General features: G+C 38.9%; 16 protein-coding genes, 1 pseudogene and 1 riboswitch. Of the genes and pseudogenes, 13 read left to right on the forward strand and 4 right to left on the reverse strand.

The features are described 5' to 3' along the window. Positions 1-27: 27 nt before the first annotated feature. Both cysI and QNH29_RS12890 read left to right on the forward strand, forming a co-directional pair. Complete coding sequence (gene cysI / locus QNH29_RS12885) at positions 28-1,743, forward strand: assimilatory sulfite reductase (NADPH) hemoprotein subunit (protein WP_283865150.1); 1,716 nt, start codon at positions 28-30, stop codon at positions 1,741-1,743. Between the two features lie 202 nt (positions 1,744-1,945). Continuing rightward, entirely contained in the window at positions 1,946-2,221 is a 276-nt protein-coding gene (locus tag QNH29_RS12890) for an aspartyl-phosphate phosphatase Spo0E family protein (protein ID WP_283865151.1), read from the forward strand. Positions 2,222-2,296: 75 nt separating this feature from the next. Here QNH29_RS12890 and QNH29_RS12895 read toward each other — a convergent pair whose 3' ends face one another. After that, on the reverse strand, positions 2,297-2,482 hold the full coding sequence (locus QNH29_RS12895) for a hypothetical protein (protein WP_283865152.1): 186 nt from the start codon (positions 2,480-2,482) through the stop codon (positions 2,297-2,299). A gap of 384 nt (positions 2,483-2,866) precedes the next feature. On the opposite strand from QNH29_RS12895, the gene QNH29_RS12900 reads away from it, so the two are divergent. From QNH29_RS12900 to QNH29_RS12915, 4 genes are all read left to right on the forward strand, one after another. Beyond that, positions 2,867-3,709, forward strand: coding sequence for an ABC transporter ATP-binding protein (locus QNH29_RS12900; RefSeq protein WP_283865153.1), 843 nt, complete (start codon positions 2,867-2,869; stop codon positions 3,707-3,709). Beyond that, positions 3,642-4,403, forward strand: coding sequence for an ABC transporter permease (locus tag QNH29_RS12905; RefSeq protein WP_283865154.1), 762 nt, complete (start codon positions 3,642-3,644; stop codon positions 4,401-4,403). The genes QNH29_RS12900 and QNH29_RS12905 overlap by 68 nt, the downstream gene beginning before the upstream one ends. 27 nt (positions 4,404-4,430) lie before the next feature. Then, positions 4,431-5,438, forward strand: coding sequence for an aliphatic sulfonate ABC transporter substrate-binding protein (locus QNH29_RS12910; RefSeq protein WP_283865155.1), 1,008 nt, complete (start codon positions 4,431-4,433; stop codon positions 5,436-5,438). An 89-nt stretch (positions 5,439-5,527) separates the two neighbouring features. Next, positions 5,528-5,953, forward strand: coding sequence for an OsmC family protein (locus QNH29_RS12915; protein WP_283865156.1), 426 nt, complete (start codon positions 5,528-5,530; stop codon positions 5,951-5,953). A gap of 10 nt (positions 5,954-5,963) precedes the next feature. On the opposite strand, the gene QNH29_RS12920 is transcribed toward QNH29_RS12915, so the two are convergent. Both QNH29_RS12920 and queF read right to left on the reverse strand, forming a co-directional pair. Next, the gene (locus QNH29_RS12920) at positions 5,964-6,494 is read right to left on the reverse strand and encodes a DnaJ domain-containing protein (protein WP_283865157.1); all 531 of its coding nucleotides are present in this window, start codon (positions 6,492-6,494) and stop codon (positions 5,964-5,966) included. 105 nt (positions 6,495-6,599) lie between these two features. Then, positions 6,600-7,100 (reverse strand): preQ(1) synthase, encoded by a 501-nt coding sequence (queF, locus tag QNH29_RS12925; RefSeq protein WP_283865158.1) that lies wholly within the window; start codon positions 7,098-7,100, stop codon positions 6,600-6,602. A 114-nt stretch (positions 7,101-7,214) separates the two neighbouring features. Then, positions 7,215-7,261: riboswitch (PreQ1 riboswitch) on the reverse strand. Positions 7,262-7,497: 236 nt separating this feature from the next. On the opposite strand from queF, the gene queC reads away from it, so the two are divergent. From queC to QNH29_RS12960, 7 genes and pseudogenes are all read left to right on the forward strand, one after another. Further along, positions 7,498-8,154 (forward strand): 7-cyano-7-deazaguanine synthase QueC, encoded by a 657-nt coding sequence (gene queC, locus QNH29_RS12930; RefSeq protein WP_283865159.1) that lies wholly within the window; start codon positions 7,498-7,500, stop codon positions 8,152-8,154. Between the two features lie 3 nt (positions 8,155-8,157). Continuing rightward, positions 8,158-8,640, forward strand: a complete 483-nt coding sequence (gene queD / locus QNH29_RS12935; protein WP_283865160.1) for a 6-carboxytetrahydropterin synthase QueD — start codon at positions 8,158-8,160, stop codon at positions 8,638-8,640. Next, positions 8,637-9,365 (forward strand): 7-carboxy-7-deazaguanine synthase QueE, encoded by a 729-nt coding sequence (gene queE / locus QNH29_RS12940; protein ID WP_283865161.1) that lies wholly within the window; start codon positions 8,637-8,639, stop codon positions 9,363-9,365. The genes queD and queE overlap by 4 nt, the downstream gene beginning before the upstream one ends. Positions 9,366-9,577: 212 nt before the next feature. Continuing rightward, the gene (locus QNH29_RS12945; RefSeq protein ID WP_283865162.1) at positions 9,578-9,775 is read left to right on the forward strand and encodes a Fur-regulated basic protein FbpA; all 198 of its coding nucleotides are present in this window, start codon (positions 9,578-9,580) and stop codon (positions 9,773-9,775) included. 200 nt (positions 9,776-9,975) lie between these two features. Then, a pseudogene (locus tag QNH29_RS12950) lies at positions 9,976-10,602 on the forward strand (carbohydrate-binding domain-containing protein); the annotation flags it as partial. Between the two features lie 279 nt (positions 10,603-10,881). Continuing rightward, on the forward strand, positions 10,882-11,931 hold the full coding sequence (locus tag QNH29_RS12955) for a carbohydrate-binding domain-containing protein (RefSeq protein ID WP_283865626.1): 1,050 nt from the start codon (positions 10,882-10,884) through the stop codon (positions 11,929-11,931). A 183-nt stretch (positions 11,932-12,114) separates the two neighbouring features. After that, positions 12,115-14,196 (forward strand): transglycosylase domain-containing protein, encoded by a 2,082-nt coding sequence (locus QNH29_RS12960; RefSeq protein ID WP_283865627.1) that lies wholly within the window; start codon positions 12,115-12,117, stop codon positions 14,194-14,196. A gap of 155 nt (positions 14,197-14,351) precedes the next feature. Here the strand turns inward: QNH29_RS12960 and QNH29_RS12965 are convergent, their stop codons facing one another. Beyond that, complete coding sequence (locus tag QNH29_RS12965) at positions 14,352-14,627, reverse strand: hypothetical protein (RefSeq protein ID WP_283865163.1); 276 nt, start codon at positions 14,625-14,627, stop codon at positions 14,352-14,354. Positions 14,628-14,737 lie beyond the last annotated feature (110 nt).

Here is a 14,737-nt window from a genome sequence, read left to right on the forward strand (position 1 = left end):
ACAGTAGTGGAAGGAGATTTTTCTTAAATGGTGAAGCAAAAATTAAAGGCACCTGAAGGCGCGCCAAGTGATGTAGAGCGTATAAAAAGAGAAAGTAACTTTTTACGCGGAACACTGAAAGAAGTCATGCTCGATCGAATCAGTGCAGGAATTCCTGACGATGATAACCGCCTTATGAAGCACCACGGCAGTTATCTGCAGGACGACCGTGACCTCCGCAATGAGCGGCAAAAACAAAAGTTGGAGCCTGCTTACCAATTTATGCTTCGTGTTCGTATGCCAGGCGGGGTTGCTACTCCGGAACAGTGGCTGGTCATGGATGACTTAGCTGAAAAATACGGAAATGGTACATTAAAATTAACTACGCGTGAAACTTTTCAAATGCACGGTATTTTGAAATGGAATATGAAAAGTACCATTCAGGAAATTCATGCCGCTCTTCTTGATACCATCGCGGCTTGCGGGGATGTAAACCGTAATGTTATGTGTGCCTCAAATCCTTATCAGTCTGAGGTTCACGCTGAAGTGTACGAATGGTCGAAAAAATTGAGCAATGACCTTTTGCCGCGAACAAGAGCTTACCATGAAATTTGGCTTGATGAAGAAAAAGTGGCTGGTACACCGGAAGTAGAAGAAGAACCAATGTACGGACCGCTTTATCTGCCGCGTAAATTTAAAATCGGTATCGCTGTGCCGCCATCTAATGACATTGACGTTTTCTCACAGGATCTTGGTTTTATTGCGATTGTTGAAGAAGGAAAGCTAATCGGCTTTAATGTCGCAATTGGGGGCGGAATGGGTATGTCTCATGGAGACAAAGAGACTTACCCGCAGCTTGCAAAGGTAATAGGCTTTGTTAAACCAACGCAAATCTATGATGTGGCAGAAAAAGTCATTACCATTCAACGTGATTACGGAAACCGTTCAGAACGTAAAAACGCACGTTTTAAGTACACTGTCGACAGATTAGGACTAGAGACAGTAAAAGAAGAGCTAGAAGAGCGCCTCGGCTGGAATCTTGATGAGGCAAGGCCTTATCATTTTGATAACAATGGTGATCGCTACGGCTGGGTGAAAGGTATTGGTGGAAAATGGCATTTAACACTGTTTATTGAAGGTGGACGTGTCGCTGATTTTGATGATTATAAGCTGAAGACAGGCTTACGGGAAATTGCCAAGGTACATACTGGTGATATCCGTCTGACGTCTAATCAGAATATAATCATTGCCAATGTATCAGCCCAGAAAAAGAAGAAAATTAATGAATTGGTTGAACAATACGGTTTAACGGATGGTGAGCATATTTCAGCACTCCGACGCAGTTCAATCGCCTGCGTTGCGCTGCCAACATGCGGTTTAGCAATGGCAGAAGCAGAACGTTATTTGCCGCGTCTAGTGGATAAAATTGAGGATATTGTAGATGAAAACGGTCTTCGAGATAAAGAAATTACCATTCGTATGACAGGGTGCCCGAACGGCTGTGCACGTCATGCGCTCGGAGAAATTGGCTTTATCGGGAAGGCGCCAGGAAAATACAATATGTACTTAGGAGCCGCTCATGACGGCAGCCGCTTAAGTAAAATGTACCGAGAAAACATTGGGGAAGAAGAAATTTTGAGTGAACTTCGTGTTGTTCTATCACGCTATGCGAAAGAACGCCAGCAAGACGAGCACTTCGGTGATTTCGTCATCCGTGCAGGTATTGTCCAAGCTACAACAGATGGCACCAATTTTCACGAGTAATATAGAAAAAGAGACAGAAATCCTGTCTCTTTTTTTTATAAAAAATATTCAGAAATTTTCAATAACGTCTAGTTTTGTCACAATTTAACTTGTTTTAGCGAAACGATTTAATAGATTTAAATCCGTGCTATAATACTTTTCATGACTAACATATAAAAAGCAGCTAGATAATTAATATATTGCTTAGAGGTGTATTTTTGTTATGAGGAAAGTAGATTTAGAAGAGGCAATAAATGAAAAAAGAACTGAAATGATAGAATTGGGTATGGCAAAAGGTCTGTCTAGTGAGGAAACGGTAGTCTGCAGTCAGGAACTGGACAGACTCCTCAATGAGTATAGGAGGTTAACCGTTAAACAGGGTCGGTCCAAAACTACCTTATTTCAAGATGACTTTTTGACCATATATGAGAACTTATTTAGTATAATCATGAGACCTTACGAATTATTTCTTCCTTACAAGAGTAATAGATTCTCTTAAGCTTATTGTATTCAAATAAGGTTTTTTTAGACCCACCCATTTGAAAAGATGGGTCTTTTTTTTCGTAAAAAATCTCTACGTACGCTGAATCGTAGAAGTGGAGAAGTTTTTTACCATTTTTTGCAGGTTTCTATGTGCTTCTCTTAACTTAATGGTTTCTTCTATGATTCTTTGGAAGCCTTCAATATCTCTATCAGATGCATTTAATAGTGTTTTTGGTACTCCTTCAGCAATTTGTTGTAGGGTTATATCCTGGCTCATCGCTATGACCACCTTTCAACTTATTCATTAGACTAGCTATTCGTCTACTTAAATAGTTTGAGGCGGAGTGGTATTTCTCCTGCTAGGACTGTAAAAAACTTGTCTACATGAATCAGCAGATTCTATTAGAAATTGCAACGTTCTAGCAAATAACGACGGGAATTCGTCATCATTACTTAACCATTGTAGAAAAATATTTAAAGAAAATTCAGTCAATATAAAATGAAATAGAATTATAATGAGTACCACCTCAATATAACTCCGTGTTTCAAAAGAAATGAATAGAAAAGTTTTCAGAATCAGAGAATAATTGTTGACTTAACCTTAGTTTGTAATATAATAAAACCAATAGTTTTACTGGGGATTTAAAAGAGGTGAAAGATAGTGTACTTAACAATAGAAAATATCCAGAAAAGTTTTGTAAATGATAGAAAAGAAAACGTGAAAGTACTTGATGGAATAAATTTAAATGTAAAAAAAGGAAGCTTTGTTTCGATCGTTGGACCATCAGGATGCGGAAAGTCCACACTGCTTTATCTTATCGCGGGTTTAGACAAAGCAGATAGCGGAGATATAAGGGTTGATGGAGAATTGGTATCAAAACCAGGACCTGAAAGAGTAGTAGTTTTCCAAGAAGCTGGTTTGTTTCCTTGGCTGACAGTTTTGGAAAATGTAACCTATGGACTAATTCTGAAAAAAATGCCAAAAGAAGAAGCAAAAGCGAAGGCACTGGATGTCTTAAAAATGGTTCACCTCAGTAAGTATGTGAATTCCTATCCTCACGAATTATCAGGTGGAATGAAGCAAAGGGTTTCAATTGCTAGAGCATTAGTGATGGAGCCGGATATTCTGTTAATGGATGAACCTTTTTCAGCATTAGATGAACAAACGAGAATGGTGCTGCATAAAGAGCTGCTTGAAATTTGGAGGAAAACGAAGGTTACAATCTTCTTTATTACCCACAATATCAGGGAAGCAGTGCTTCTTTCAGAAGAAGTGGTGGTGTTTGCTACACGCCCTGGAAGGATTAAAGAAATTATTCCTGTTCCTACCATGAAGGATGGGGTTACACCGGACAGTGTTACCTTAAATACGGAGCAAAGAATTTTATCTATACTACAAGAAGAAATCGAAAAGGTATTGAAGGAGGAAATCGGTGATGACTACAGCTTTAAGACGAATCATCTTCATCGCGGCGATAGCGGTGATATGGGAAGTCACATCTAGATTTTCCAGCCTTCCAGATTTTATGTTTCCGAGCCTGACTCAAGTTCTTGACACACTTTTTAACGGCTTAATGAGCGGTCAAATTACAATGGCAATCGGTAAAAGTATGGGGCGGATCCTCCTCGGTTTTACGATTGCAATTGTAGTCGGTTTAATATTAGGGTACTTCATCTGGAGATATAAACTGATTGAAGACACGCTTGGTTTTGTGGTTACGGCACTTCAATCGATACCAAGTATCGTGTGGTTCCCGCTAGCGATTATCTGGTTTGGTCTAAATGATTTCTCGATTCTTTTTATCGTTACAATCGGTGCTACATGGACCATGACGGTGAATGCAACAAGCGGATTTAAAAATGTACCTCAGCTTTATCAGCGTGTTGCCAAGGTATATGGTTCAAGCGGATTCCATTTCCTTCGGACTGTGATTCTTCCAGCATCTATCCCGCAAATCATTTCGGGTCTGCGGATTGCTTGGGCATTCTCATGGCGTGCCTTAATGGCCGGAGAACTTCTCGGCGGCGGAGGCGGACTTGGCCAGCTGCTTGAAATGGGTCGTTCACTTGGCCAAATGGATTTAGTTATTTCGGTCATGATTATTATTGCGATTATCGGGACTATCGTTGATAATGTTGTTTTTTCAAGACTTGAACGCAACGTAGAAGTAAAATGGGGTATTAGAAAGAGAGCTTAATAAATTTAAATGCCAGGAGAGAAAAACATGTTTAAAAAATCTATGCTATATCTATTGATCACAGTTTTATTTGTTGGACTGCTTAGCGCATGTGCCCAATCTTCGAACGAAGGTAAGAGCGAAGGCGATGGCGGAGAGGTTAAGACCGTTAAGATTGGTTATTTTCCAAACTTAACGCATATTGCCACAATTGTAGCACTAGAAAAAGGCTATTTTGAAGAAGCTTTTGGTAAGGATGTTACCATTGAAACAAAAACCGTTGCAAATGGCGGGCTATTTATGGAAGCAATGGCAACGAAAGCAATTGACGTAGGTACAGTAGGTCCTGGCCCATTACTTAACTTTTATGTGAAAAACAAAGAGTACCACCTCATCTCAGGTGCGGTAAATGGCGGTGCTGTCCTAGTTGCTGCAGAAGGCAGCGGAGTGGAAAAATTAGAAGATTTAGATGGAAAAAAAGTAGCGATTCCGGTTATTGGAAGTACACAGGATGTAATGCTACGTAAAGCATTGAAAGAAGCAGATTTAAAAGCAAAAACAAGCGGTGGTACAGTAGATTTATTTGCTGCAGCACCAGCTGACACAGCTTCTCTATTTGTCCAAAAACAAGTGGACGCAGCGGCGACTCAAGAGCCTTGGGGCTATGTACTTGAAAACCAAGCAAATGGAAAGTTACTATTAGACTGGGATGAGTTTGCTTGGGGTAAGGAATCAACGAATACAGTGGTTGCAGCTAGAGCGGACTTCATAAAAAACAAAGACTTATCACAGAAATATTTAGAAGCCCACAAAAAGTCAGTTCAATTCATTCAAGACAATCCAGAAGAGAGTAAAGAAATTGTCATCAAGCATTTAAAAGATCTTACAGGTAAAGAGTTAAATAAAGACGAAGTAGACGCTGCATTCTCACGTTTAGCTGTCACAACAGAGGTTAACGAAAAAGTAATTCAAGAAATGGCGGATATCAGCAAAGAAGCTGGCTATATTCCGAGCAGTGATATTAAAGGTTTAATTGACTTGTCATTATTGAAGTAAAAATAGAAGGTTTTGAGCTCGATTATGAGTTCAAAACCTTTTTTTACGGTAAAATAAGAATGGAAATTCATAAGGGAAGGATGACAGAAATGAAATCAACAATCACATGGCAAGGGGATATGGCTTTTACCGGGACTACACCGTCTGGGCATGAATTAAGAATGGACGCCGCACCAGAAATTGGCGGACAAAACAGCGGAGCAAGACCCACTGAGCTGCTCCTTTATTCGCTCGCAGGCTGTACAGGAATCGATATTGTAATGATCTTGAAGAAGATGCGGTTAGAGTTAACAGGTTTTACGATGGAAATAGAGGGAACTCGTGCCGGTACAGAACCAAAGAAATTTACGGATTTTCATATTCATTATTTAGTAGAAGGTGATCTGCCAGAAGACAAGGTAATCCGTGCGATCCAATTATCAAAAGACAAATACTGCTCCGTCTCCCATTCATTGAGTGCAAACATCGTTGCAAGCTATTCTATTAATGGAGTAAAAGGAAACCAGGTACTATAAAAATAGGGATTCAGCTTTTGGCTGAATCCCTAACTTTGTCGTAGTGATCATAGAATACTTTAAACAGCCGTTCATCTCCGCCTCGGTCAGGATGAAGAGCTTTTAATAATTTCTTGTATTCTTTTCTAATCGTATCACTATCAGCCCTTGAATCTAACCCTAATAATGAGGTTAGGGTTAGTGGAGCTGTATCGGATAGTGCATACTCTGCTTGAAGCATTCTTTTTAACGATCGATTTTTTGCCTGTTCAATGCGAATCGTGGTTTTTAACTGTTCAATTTCTTCTTTCATTCTTTGATTGTCATGAAACGTTTTTTCCCAATTAAGATAGTCGACCCCGAACTGCTTCGTTTTGTTCTCGATCTTTTTTTCTAAGATAAATGAGGCTAAATCAACGGGTAAAATGGAGTACTCGAGATTGAGGTGTTTTGTTCTTCTTGCTTTAATTTTCCCATCGAGTATCCAACGAATAACAACCTGTTCACTGTCTGTAATACCTGCAGCTCGAAGCTGTTCGGTAACCTCTTTAACATTTAGCATAAAATCAACTCATTCTACATTCGTCTAGTATACTAAACCAATGTATCACATGGAAAATGTTAAAGGTTTACAAGACTATTTAATTTTTGTTAAAAAAAGTTTTCATTAACGATTATCGACTTTTTCCGGGTACAGGTCATGGTTCATCAAGCGGAAAGCTGCGATTTCTTCGAATTTGGTACCTGGCTTCCCATAATTGCACCATGGATCAATCGAAATTCCACCGCGCGGCGTGAATTTACCCCAAACTTCAATATAACGAGGATCCAAAAGCTTTATTAAATCATTCATGATGATGTTTACGCAATCCTCATGGAAATCACCATGATTTCTAAAGCTGAATAGATAGAGTTTTAGAGATTTACTCTCTACTATTTTTTTATCTGGAATATATGAAATATACATCGTTGCAAAATCGGGCTGATGAGTAAGCGGGCAAAGACTAGTGAATTCAGGGCAATTAAATTTTACGAAATAATCACGTTCTGGATGAAGATTATCGACTGCCTCCAAAACCTCCGGAGCATATTCAAAAGAGTATTGTGTATTTTGATTTCCTAATAGTGTTAAATCCTTTAATCCTTCTTCATGGCTGCGGCCAGACATAAAAAAACCTCCAAGTCAAAATGTATATTTAAAAAGCCCAAGCAATCATTCTATTAAAATCTAACGGATAAAAAAACAAAAGCCATGTCCGGTATGGACATGGCATAGAGTCATGTATCCATAGTTTTTTATAGAGGGTATCAGCTATGAACCTCTCCCGTGTATGTACGGGTATATCTTCCCATATAATAAAGGACACTGTGCCAAACGTCAATTGAAAAATTATGGGCAAAAAATAATCCCAATATTTAAAAGATTAACCTTTCACTTTTTATATGATATCATACAAAAAGAAAATAATAGAGGTTCTAGCACCCCTCGTTAAAAAAACTAAGATGAAGCAGTACTTCTATCTTGGGGTACTGCTTTTTCTATTTTGGAAGGAGTTTCCTTAAACATGTTAAAACAAGAAAAAGCCATTGTCGTGTTTAGCGGCGGGCAGGATAGCACTACTTGTTTATTTTGGGCGTTACAGCAATTTAAAGAGGTAGAGGCGGTCACTTTCGACTACAATCAACGGCATAGTTTAGAAATAGAATGTGCCAAAAATATTGCAAATGAACTCGGTGTAAGACACCATATCTTAGATATGTCCTTATTGAATCAACTTGCACCCAATGCGTTAACACGATCTGATATTGAAGTCAAAGATGGTGAAGATGGTGAACTTCCATCAACGTTTGTTCCGGGAAGAAACCTATTGTTCCTGACCTTTGCCGGAGTATTAGCTCGTCAGGTTGGTGCCAGGCATTTAGTGACAGGTGTTTGTGAAACAGATTTCAGCGGTTACCCGGATTGCCGTGATATTTTTATAAAATCGCTAAATGTAACTTTAAATCTTTCAATGGATGATAATTTTGTGATTCACACACCATTAATGTGGATCAATAAAGCGGAAACGTGGGCATTAGCGGATGAGTTAGGTGCACTTGACTTTGTGCGCGAAAAGACGTTAACCTGCTACAACGGTGTCATTTCTGACGGCTGCGGCGAATGTCCGGCATGTGTGTTAAGAAAACGCGGACTCGATGACTTTCTAAATGGGAGGTTTTAAGACATGTACGGCTTTAGAATCGTGGATAAACTGCAAAAAATGGATGAAGATATTCAACTCAACGAGCTTAAATATCATACTAAGCGTGTATTAGTCAGTAAAGAGTTCACTTTTGACGCTGCCCACCATTTACATTGTTATGAAGGAAAATGCAAAAATCTTCACGGGCACACTTATAAAGTTATCTTTGGCATAAGCGGTTTTGTGGATCATCGAGGGTTACTGATGGATTTTGGTGATATCAAGGAAATTTGGAAAAATGAAATAGAGATTCATCTTGATCACCGTTATTTAAATGAAACGCTGCCGCCGATGAATACAACGGCTGAAAATATCGTAGTTTGGATTTACGAAAAAATGCAAGAAGCATTAACCAAAGAAGAGAATAAGAAGGACCAATACCTTGAAGCAAGAGTAGAATTTGTCCGCCTTTATGAGACACCTACGAGCTATGCAGAGGCAAGAAGGGAGTGGATGGAGGCATGAAGACAATTCCCGTGCTAGAGATTTTTGGCCCCACGATTCAAGGAGAAGGCATGGTGATTGGCCAAGTTACGATGTTTGTTCGAACAGCCGGATGTGATTATTCCTGCAGCTGGTGTGATTCTGCCTTTACGTGGGACGGGAGCGCCAAAGATGATATCAGGCATATGACTGCAGAAGAAATTTGGACAGAATTAAAAGCCCTTGGCAGGGATAATTTCTCCTTTGTTACCATCTCAGGGGGGAATCCTGCACTTTTAAAAAATCTAGATTCACTGATTGATTTGTTAAAAGAAAAGAAGATTAATATTGGTATTGAAACGCAGGGAAGCAGATGGCAGGATTGGTTCTTAAAGATTGATGAACTCACCATCTCGCCAAAACCTCCAAGTTCGAAAATGGAAACAAATTTTGAAATATTAGATTCAATTTTTATTAATTTAGATGAAAACCAGTTTGAAAATAATGTTAGTTTAAAAGTCGTTATTTTTGATGAAGCCGATCTGGAATATGCGAAACTGGTTCATAAACGATACGAAGGCATTCCGTTCTATCTCCAGGTTGGAAATGATGATATCACAAATGCCAATGATCAAGAACTAATTCAAAAACTTCTCCTCAAATATGAGTGGCTGGTAAATAAGGTAGTTGAAGACAATCAATTAAATAATGTTAAAGTACTGCCTCAATTACATGCCCTGCTTTGGGGAAATAAGCGAGGAGTTTAAATCAAAAGCCCACCTTAATATTCGGTGGGCTTTTCTGTATTGTTTACCGGCAGACCATTAATATAAATACAGTTTATTTTCTTTTATTAAGTTAAGATGAAGTTTGCTTTAAGAGTAGGTAAATATGCTAAATATCGACACACACACCACCAGTAACTGGTTAAAATCGAATAGGAGCTTAGGAGCTTTAAAAAATCCGGAGGTGACATGGTATGAAGAACATTCTTCGAACCGCTGTCCAGCAAAGAAGGCAATTCCTTATCGATAAACTGCTTAAAATTGGTGTGTTTAAAAAAGAAGATAAACATTTATATGAGTGGACATTGACTGATCTTGAAAAAGAATATCAATTTTTTGAATCCAATGGTTATCAGGGCAATATTGACCAAGATAAACAGTTACAACAATAAAAAGCTAAATACTTAGGTGCATTTAGAAAGGCTGGCCAACATAACCGGCCTTTTCTTGGGCTTTTTCGTTAAGGTTTGTTTAAGGTTTCCTTTATAAAATGAATCCATGGTAGTGAGATACTAAATCCACGGATTTGTTAGAAATGAAAAAAGGAGACAGTATGATGAAGAAAAAATCAATGTTTTTAAAAGCAGGTTCCATGATTTTATGCTCAATACTCTTGTTTTCCTGCAGTAAAACTACTGATTCGACGAACGAATCGAGTACGATTGCAGCAGTAAGCACGGAGAAATTAAGTACGATCGGAGATAAAGAGGTTAGTGAGGTAATCAGTGAAACGGTGTCATATAGCGACGATGATTTTTACACGGACTGGGAAAGTGAAAATCCTACGTATATTGAATTAAATGGGACAAGCGCCAGCTTTGATGGTACAGGTGCAGTGTTTGTAACGAATAATTTGATAACCATAAGAGCCGCAGGGGTATATGTGATCAATGGAAAATTAGATGATGGGCAAATCGTGGTTGATGCTGAGGATAAAGGAAACGTCAGATTAGTATTAAATGGTGCAGAAATTAATAGTTTTACTCAATCCCCAATCTAAGTAAAAAACGCAGGGAAAACGATTATTTCTCTACCTGAAGGAACAGAAAATAATCTGTCGGATGGAACAGAATATGTGCTTGAAGATTCATCGAATGAGCCTAATGCAGCCCTTTTTAGTAAGGACAACCTAACGATTAACGGCTCTAGAAAACTAACGGTTCATGGAAATTACAATAATGGAATAACGAGCAAAGACGATCTACGAATCACAGGCGGTATCATTGAGATTGATTCAGTGGATGACGGTTTGATGGGACGAGATGTGGTTGCCGTTAAGGAGGGTAACATTGCAATAGAAGCAGGTGGTGATGGAATTAAGTCATCAAATGATAAAGACTCTTCGAAAGGGAATATAGCACTTGAAGGAGGTACGTATGAAATCACAGCAAGTAGTGATGGAATCCAAGCTCAGGCCTCATTATTTATCGCTGATGGCGACTATACGATTTCTTCTGGTGGTGGAAGTCCTGAAACGATTGCTACTAAAGGCAATGATATGAGACCACCTAGCAATGAAACTACAACCCCAACCATTACTGAAACAGAAACTGAAAGTGCAAAAGGATTAAAAGCAACAGTAGATGTTGCGGTCGGCGGGGGTAGCTTTAAGATTGATTCCTCTGATGATGCCTTACACAGCAACAACAGTGTTACGATTACAGGCGGTGAATTCACCATTGCCTCTGGAGATGATGGGGTCCATGGAGACAAAGCGGTTCAAACGAAAGGCGGAAAAATAAACATTACCAAAAGCTATGAAGGAATTGAAAGTAAAGTCATAAGTATAGCCGATGGTGAAATTGATGTTACCGCAAGTGACGATGGTATTAATGTTGGCTGCGGAAATGATGGTTCAGGAATGGATTTCCAATCCACTGAAACACAAGACAATTTATTATCAATCTCAGGTGGAAGTGTTACCGTTAATGCAGCAGGTGACGGACTCGATTCAAATGGTTCGATACAAATGACTGCTGGTACGGTTTTAGTTAATGGTCCAACCAACAATGGCAATGGTTCACTTGATTACGATCAAAGTTTTGAAATGACAGGTGGATTCCTGATAGCAGCAGGTAGTGCAGGAATGTTACAGGCTACTTCAGAACAATCGACCCAGAACGCCATCGTAATGACCTATCCTGATACACAAGCAGCAGGTACACTCCTGCATGTTGAAGACAGCGATGGAAACACAGTAGCAACCTTTGCACCGGAGAAGGATTATCAGGCTGTATTTATCAGTTCACCAATCCTCGAAAAGGATAAGGACTATACGCTTTATTCAGGAGGAACGTCGACAGGTAAAGAGGCAAATGGTCTTTACCGTGATGGAGACTACAAAGATGGTACAAAAGTAGTAGAATTTACGATATCAGACTCTGTAACATGGCTCAATGAATCCGGTGTGACAACCGGCAGCAGCGGCGGTCCTGGAGGCGGAGGTATGCGAGGGGGAGGTCAAAGACCTGATCGCGGCCAAGCACCACCAAACGGAGAAATGCCTGATGGAAGCCAGACACCACCCACAACAGAACAATCACAATAAGGAAACGAATAAGAGCATGCCAATTATAATTGGTATGCTCTCTTTTCATATAATGATAGTTTAGGCCTATAGAATGTAAGGCTTATTTCTCATTAACTTTCATAAATTTCGTTTTAAAATAGAGTAATATGTAAAATGATAATGTAAGTTAGTAGAAATAAAGGTGGGTAAGACGTGGGACGAATGGAACAAAGACAGCAAAGAAGAGCGTCTAAACAATGGGATTGGAGTAAGTTTTTAAAAAAAGATTTAATAAAGAAGATGATAATAGCAGGAGTTATTACAGCCTTATGTGGTTTACTTGTAATAAATATCTTTATCTGGAGCAGTGATGTTAGTAAATTAAATAAGCCAGCGCCTCAGCCAACTATTATTTACGATCAAAATGGGGAGATTGCGAGTAAGATTTCCAATTCTAGCATAGAAGGAGTCAGCATTAAGCAGATTTCAGAAGATATGGTTCATGCTGTAGTTGCTACTGAAGATCAACGATTTTACAAGCATAAGGGCATAAATTATTTTGGAATTATGAAGGCTTTCTTTAAAAATATGGTAAGTGGAGATATTGTTGCAGGTGGGAGTACGGTTACACAGCAGCTGGCCAAAAATGCATTTTTAACACATGAACGGACCTATACAAGAAAGGTAAAAGAACTAATCATAACGAAAAAAATAGAACGTACCTACTCCAAAGACGAGATTATGGAGAGATACTTAAATCAGATTTATTTCGGTGAAGGTGCCTGGGGGATTCAAAGGGCTGCTAAAACTTACTTTGGTAAAGAGGCAAGTGAATTAACCTTAAGTGAGTCCGCGACACTCGCTGGATTAATTAAAGCACCCTCCATACTCTCACCATTTAAGAATATGGAAAAATCAATGGAGCGCAGAGATCTTGTTTTATCTTTGATGGAGCAGGAAGGATATATAAGTGCACAAGATGTACAAAAGGCTAAAGAACAGCCTGTGGTGTTGAATGAGGAGAATGTGGAAGATAAGTATGATGGAAAATATCCATATTATGTCGACCACATTATTGAAGAAGCAATGACGAAATATAAGCTTACAAAAAACGAAGTTCTTTCAGGTGGACTTCATATTTATACTGAATTAAATCCAACCTTCCAGAAGGCGACAGAAGAAGTTTATCTGAATGAGAATCTTTTTCCCGCTAGTCAAAACGATCAGCTTCTCCAGAGCGGTGCAATCTTCATTAATCCTGAAAATGGAGGGATTCAAGCTCTTGTAGGGGGAAGAGGGGAACATACTCTGCTTGGTTTTAACAGGGCTACACAATTAGTTAGACAGCCTGGATCGACCATGAAACCTCTTGCGGTATATACACCTGCATTAGAAAAAGGCTACGAAGTCTTTGATCTATTACAAGACAGGCCGCTTAATATTGGAGGTTACCAGCCAAAGAATTTTGATAAGAAATATCGAGGAGAGGTAACAATGTATGACGCTGTAGTGAATTCGTACAATGTCCCTCCTGTTTGGTTATTAAATGAAATAGGTCTGGAACAGGGGACGAAATCAGTGAAGCGTTTTGGTATCACTTTACAAGATGAAGATTTTTCTCTTGGAATAGCGCTTGGCGGCATGCATGAAGGAACTTCCCCATTATTGATGGCACAAGCTTACACGGCATTTGCGAATGATGGAACCATGGCAGAGGCGCACTCTATTCAAAAAATAGAAGATGCCGATGGAAAGGTGATTGCGAAGTGGAAAAACAAATCAACGAAAGTGACTGAACCTGAAATAGCGCAAAAAATCACCTACATGCTAAAAGGTGTCGTGGAAGAGGGTACTGGGAAGAAGGCCTTCATAGAAGGCTTTGATATTGCAGGTAAAACAGGATCTACACAGCTGCCTTTTGCCAACGAAGCGGGGACAAAGGATCACTGGTTTGTTGGTTATACGCCTAACGTTGTCGGGGCGGTATGGCTGGGATATGACCAGACGGATGAAACTCACTACTTAGGTACATCAAGCAGTGGAACCACACCAGTTATTTTTAAAGAAATATTATCGAAAGCAAAATCAGAGCTTTCTGATGAGAAATTTGCATTATCAGGTATTGAGAAAAAATACAAAAATGAAATAAAAAAGATAAAAGAAGAAGAGGAAAAAGCAAGGAAAGAGCAGGAAAAGGAAAAAGAAAAAGAAAAAGAAAAGAAAAAAGATAAAAATAAAGATAAAGGTAAAAATAAAGATAAAGACGAAGAAGACGATGAAGACGATGACGATGACGATGAATAAAAGTTATTTGGTCGTTTAAAAGGTTGTCTTTGACCCAACCTGTGCCAATAGAGATTTTGAACAATGCTGAGGTATACGGTATAACACAATGTGTATTTATTAGTTGAAAGACCAAATCACATCCGATTTGGTCTTTTATATTATCGTTCGCAAGGTTAGGAATTAAATCTTTGCCCTGGATAAAATACCTCGTTGATTTCCCAAGATTCAACTATCCTGTGGGCCATTTTAGGATCATATCCCATACCCATAAGGTAGGTAATTGCTGCAACCTCTCGTAATGCATGTGCAAAAGATGTGTGTTTTGCTTCATGTAATCCATACTGCACAAAAGGCTCGACAGTTCTTAATACCGTGTGTTTATTTAGGTTTGGGTTATATTGCTGAGGTTGATTAAAGTGATAAGGATTGTATTGGTAAGGGTTATACAAAATACAGTCATCTCCCTAGATAAATAATTTTAAAAGTCATCTATAGTCTATGTATGGTGTATCGTGTGTGAAACTGGTGTTGAAAAATTAAGAATTGTAAATTTAAATAA

Source organism: Neobacillus sp. DY30 (assembly GCF_030123065.1).
Lineage (GTDB): Bacteria > Bacillota > Bacilli > Bacillales > Cytobacillaceae > Neobacillus.

What these genes read in the sequence shown, in the direction of transcription:
- queD (WP_283865160.1), top strand. Translation starts at nt 8,158, where the DNA reads ATGTACGGCTTTAGAATCGTGGATAAACTGCAAAAAATGGATGAAGAT.
- QNH29_RS12890 (WP_283865151.1), top strand. Translation starts at nt 1,946, where the DNA reads ATGAGGAAAGTAGATTTAGAAGAGGCAATAAATGAAAAAAGAACTGAA.
- QNH29_RS12915 (WP_283865156.1), top strand. Translation starts at nt 5,528, where the DNA reads ATGAAATCAACAATCACATGGCAAGGGGATATGGCTTTTACCGGGACT.
- cysI (WP_283865150.1), top strand. Translation starts at nt 28, where the DNA reads ATGGTGAAGCAAAAATTAAAGGCACCTGAAGGCGCGCCAAGTGATGTA.
- QNH29_RS12955 (WP_283865626.1), top strand. Translation starts at nt 10,882, where the DNA reads ATGAGACCACCTAGCAATGAAACTACAACCCCAACCATTACTGAAACA.
- QNH29_RS12945 (WP_283865162.1), top strand. Translation starts at nt 9,578, where the DNA reads ATGAAGAACATTCTTCGAACCGCTGTCCAGCAAAGAAGGCAATTCCTT.
- queC (WP_283865159.1), top strand. Translation starts at nt 7,498, where the DNA reads ATGTTAAAACAAGAAAAAGCCATTGTCGTGTTTAGCGGCGGGCAGGAT.
- QNH29_RS12960 (WP_283865627.1), top strand. Translation starts at nt 12,115, where the DNA reads ATGGAACAAAGACAGCAAAGAAGAGCGTCTAAACAATGGGATTGGAGT.
- QNH29_RS12920 (WP_283865157.1), bottom strand. Translation starts at nt 6,494, where the DNA reads ATGCTAAATGTTAAAGAGGTTACCGAACAGCTTCGAGCTGCAGGTATT.
- queE (WP_283865161.1), top strand. Translation starts at nt 8,637, where the DNA reads ATGAAGACAATTCCCGTGCTAGAGATTTTTGGCCCCACGATTCAAGGA.
- QNH29_RS12910 (WP_283865155.1), top strand. Translation starts at nt 4,431, where the DNA reads ATGTTTAAAAAATCTATGCTATATCTATTGATCACAGTTTTATTTGTT.
- QNH29_RS12895 (WP_283865152.1), bottom strand. Translation starts at nt 2,482, where the DNA reads ATGAGCCAGGATATAACCCTACAACAAATTGCTGAAGGAGTACCAAAA.
- queF (WP_283865158.1), bottom strand. Translation starts at nt 7,100, where the DNA reads ATGTCTGGCCGCAGCCATGAAGAAGGATTAAAGGATTTAACACTATTA.
- QNH29_RS12905 (WP_283865154.1), top strand. Translation starts at nt 3,642, where the DNA reads ATGACTACAGCTTTAAGACGAATCATCTTCATCGCGGCGATAGCGGTG.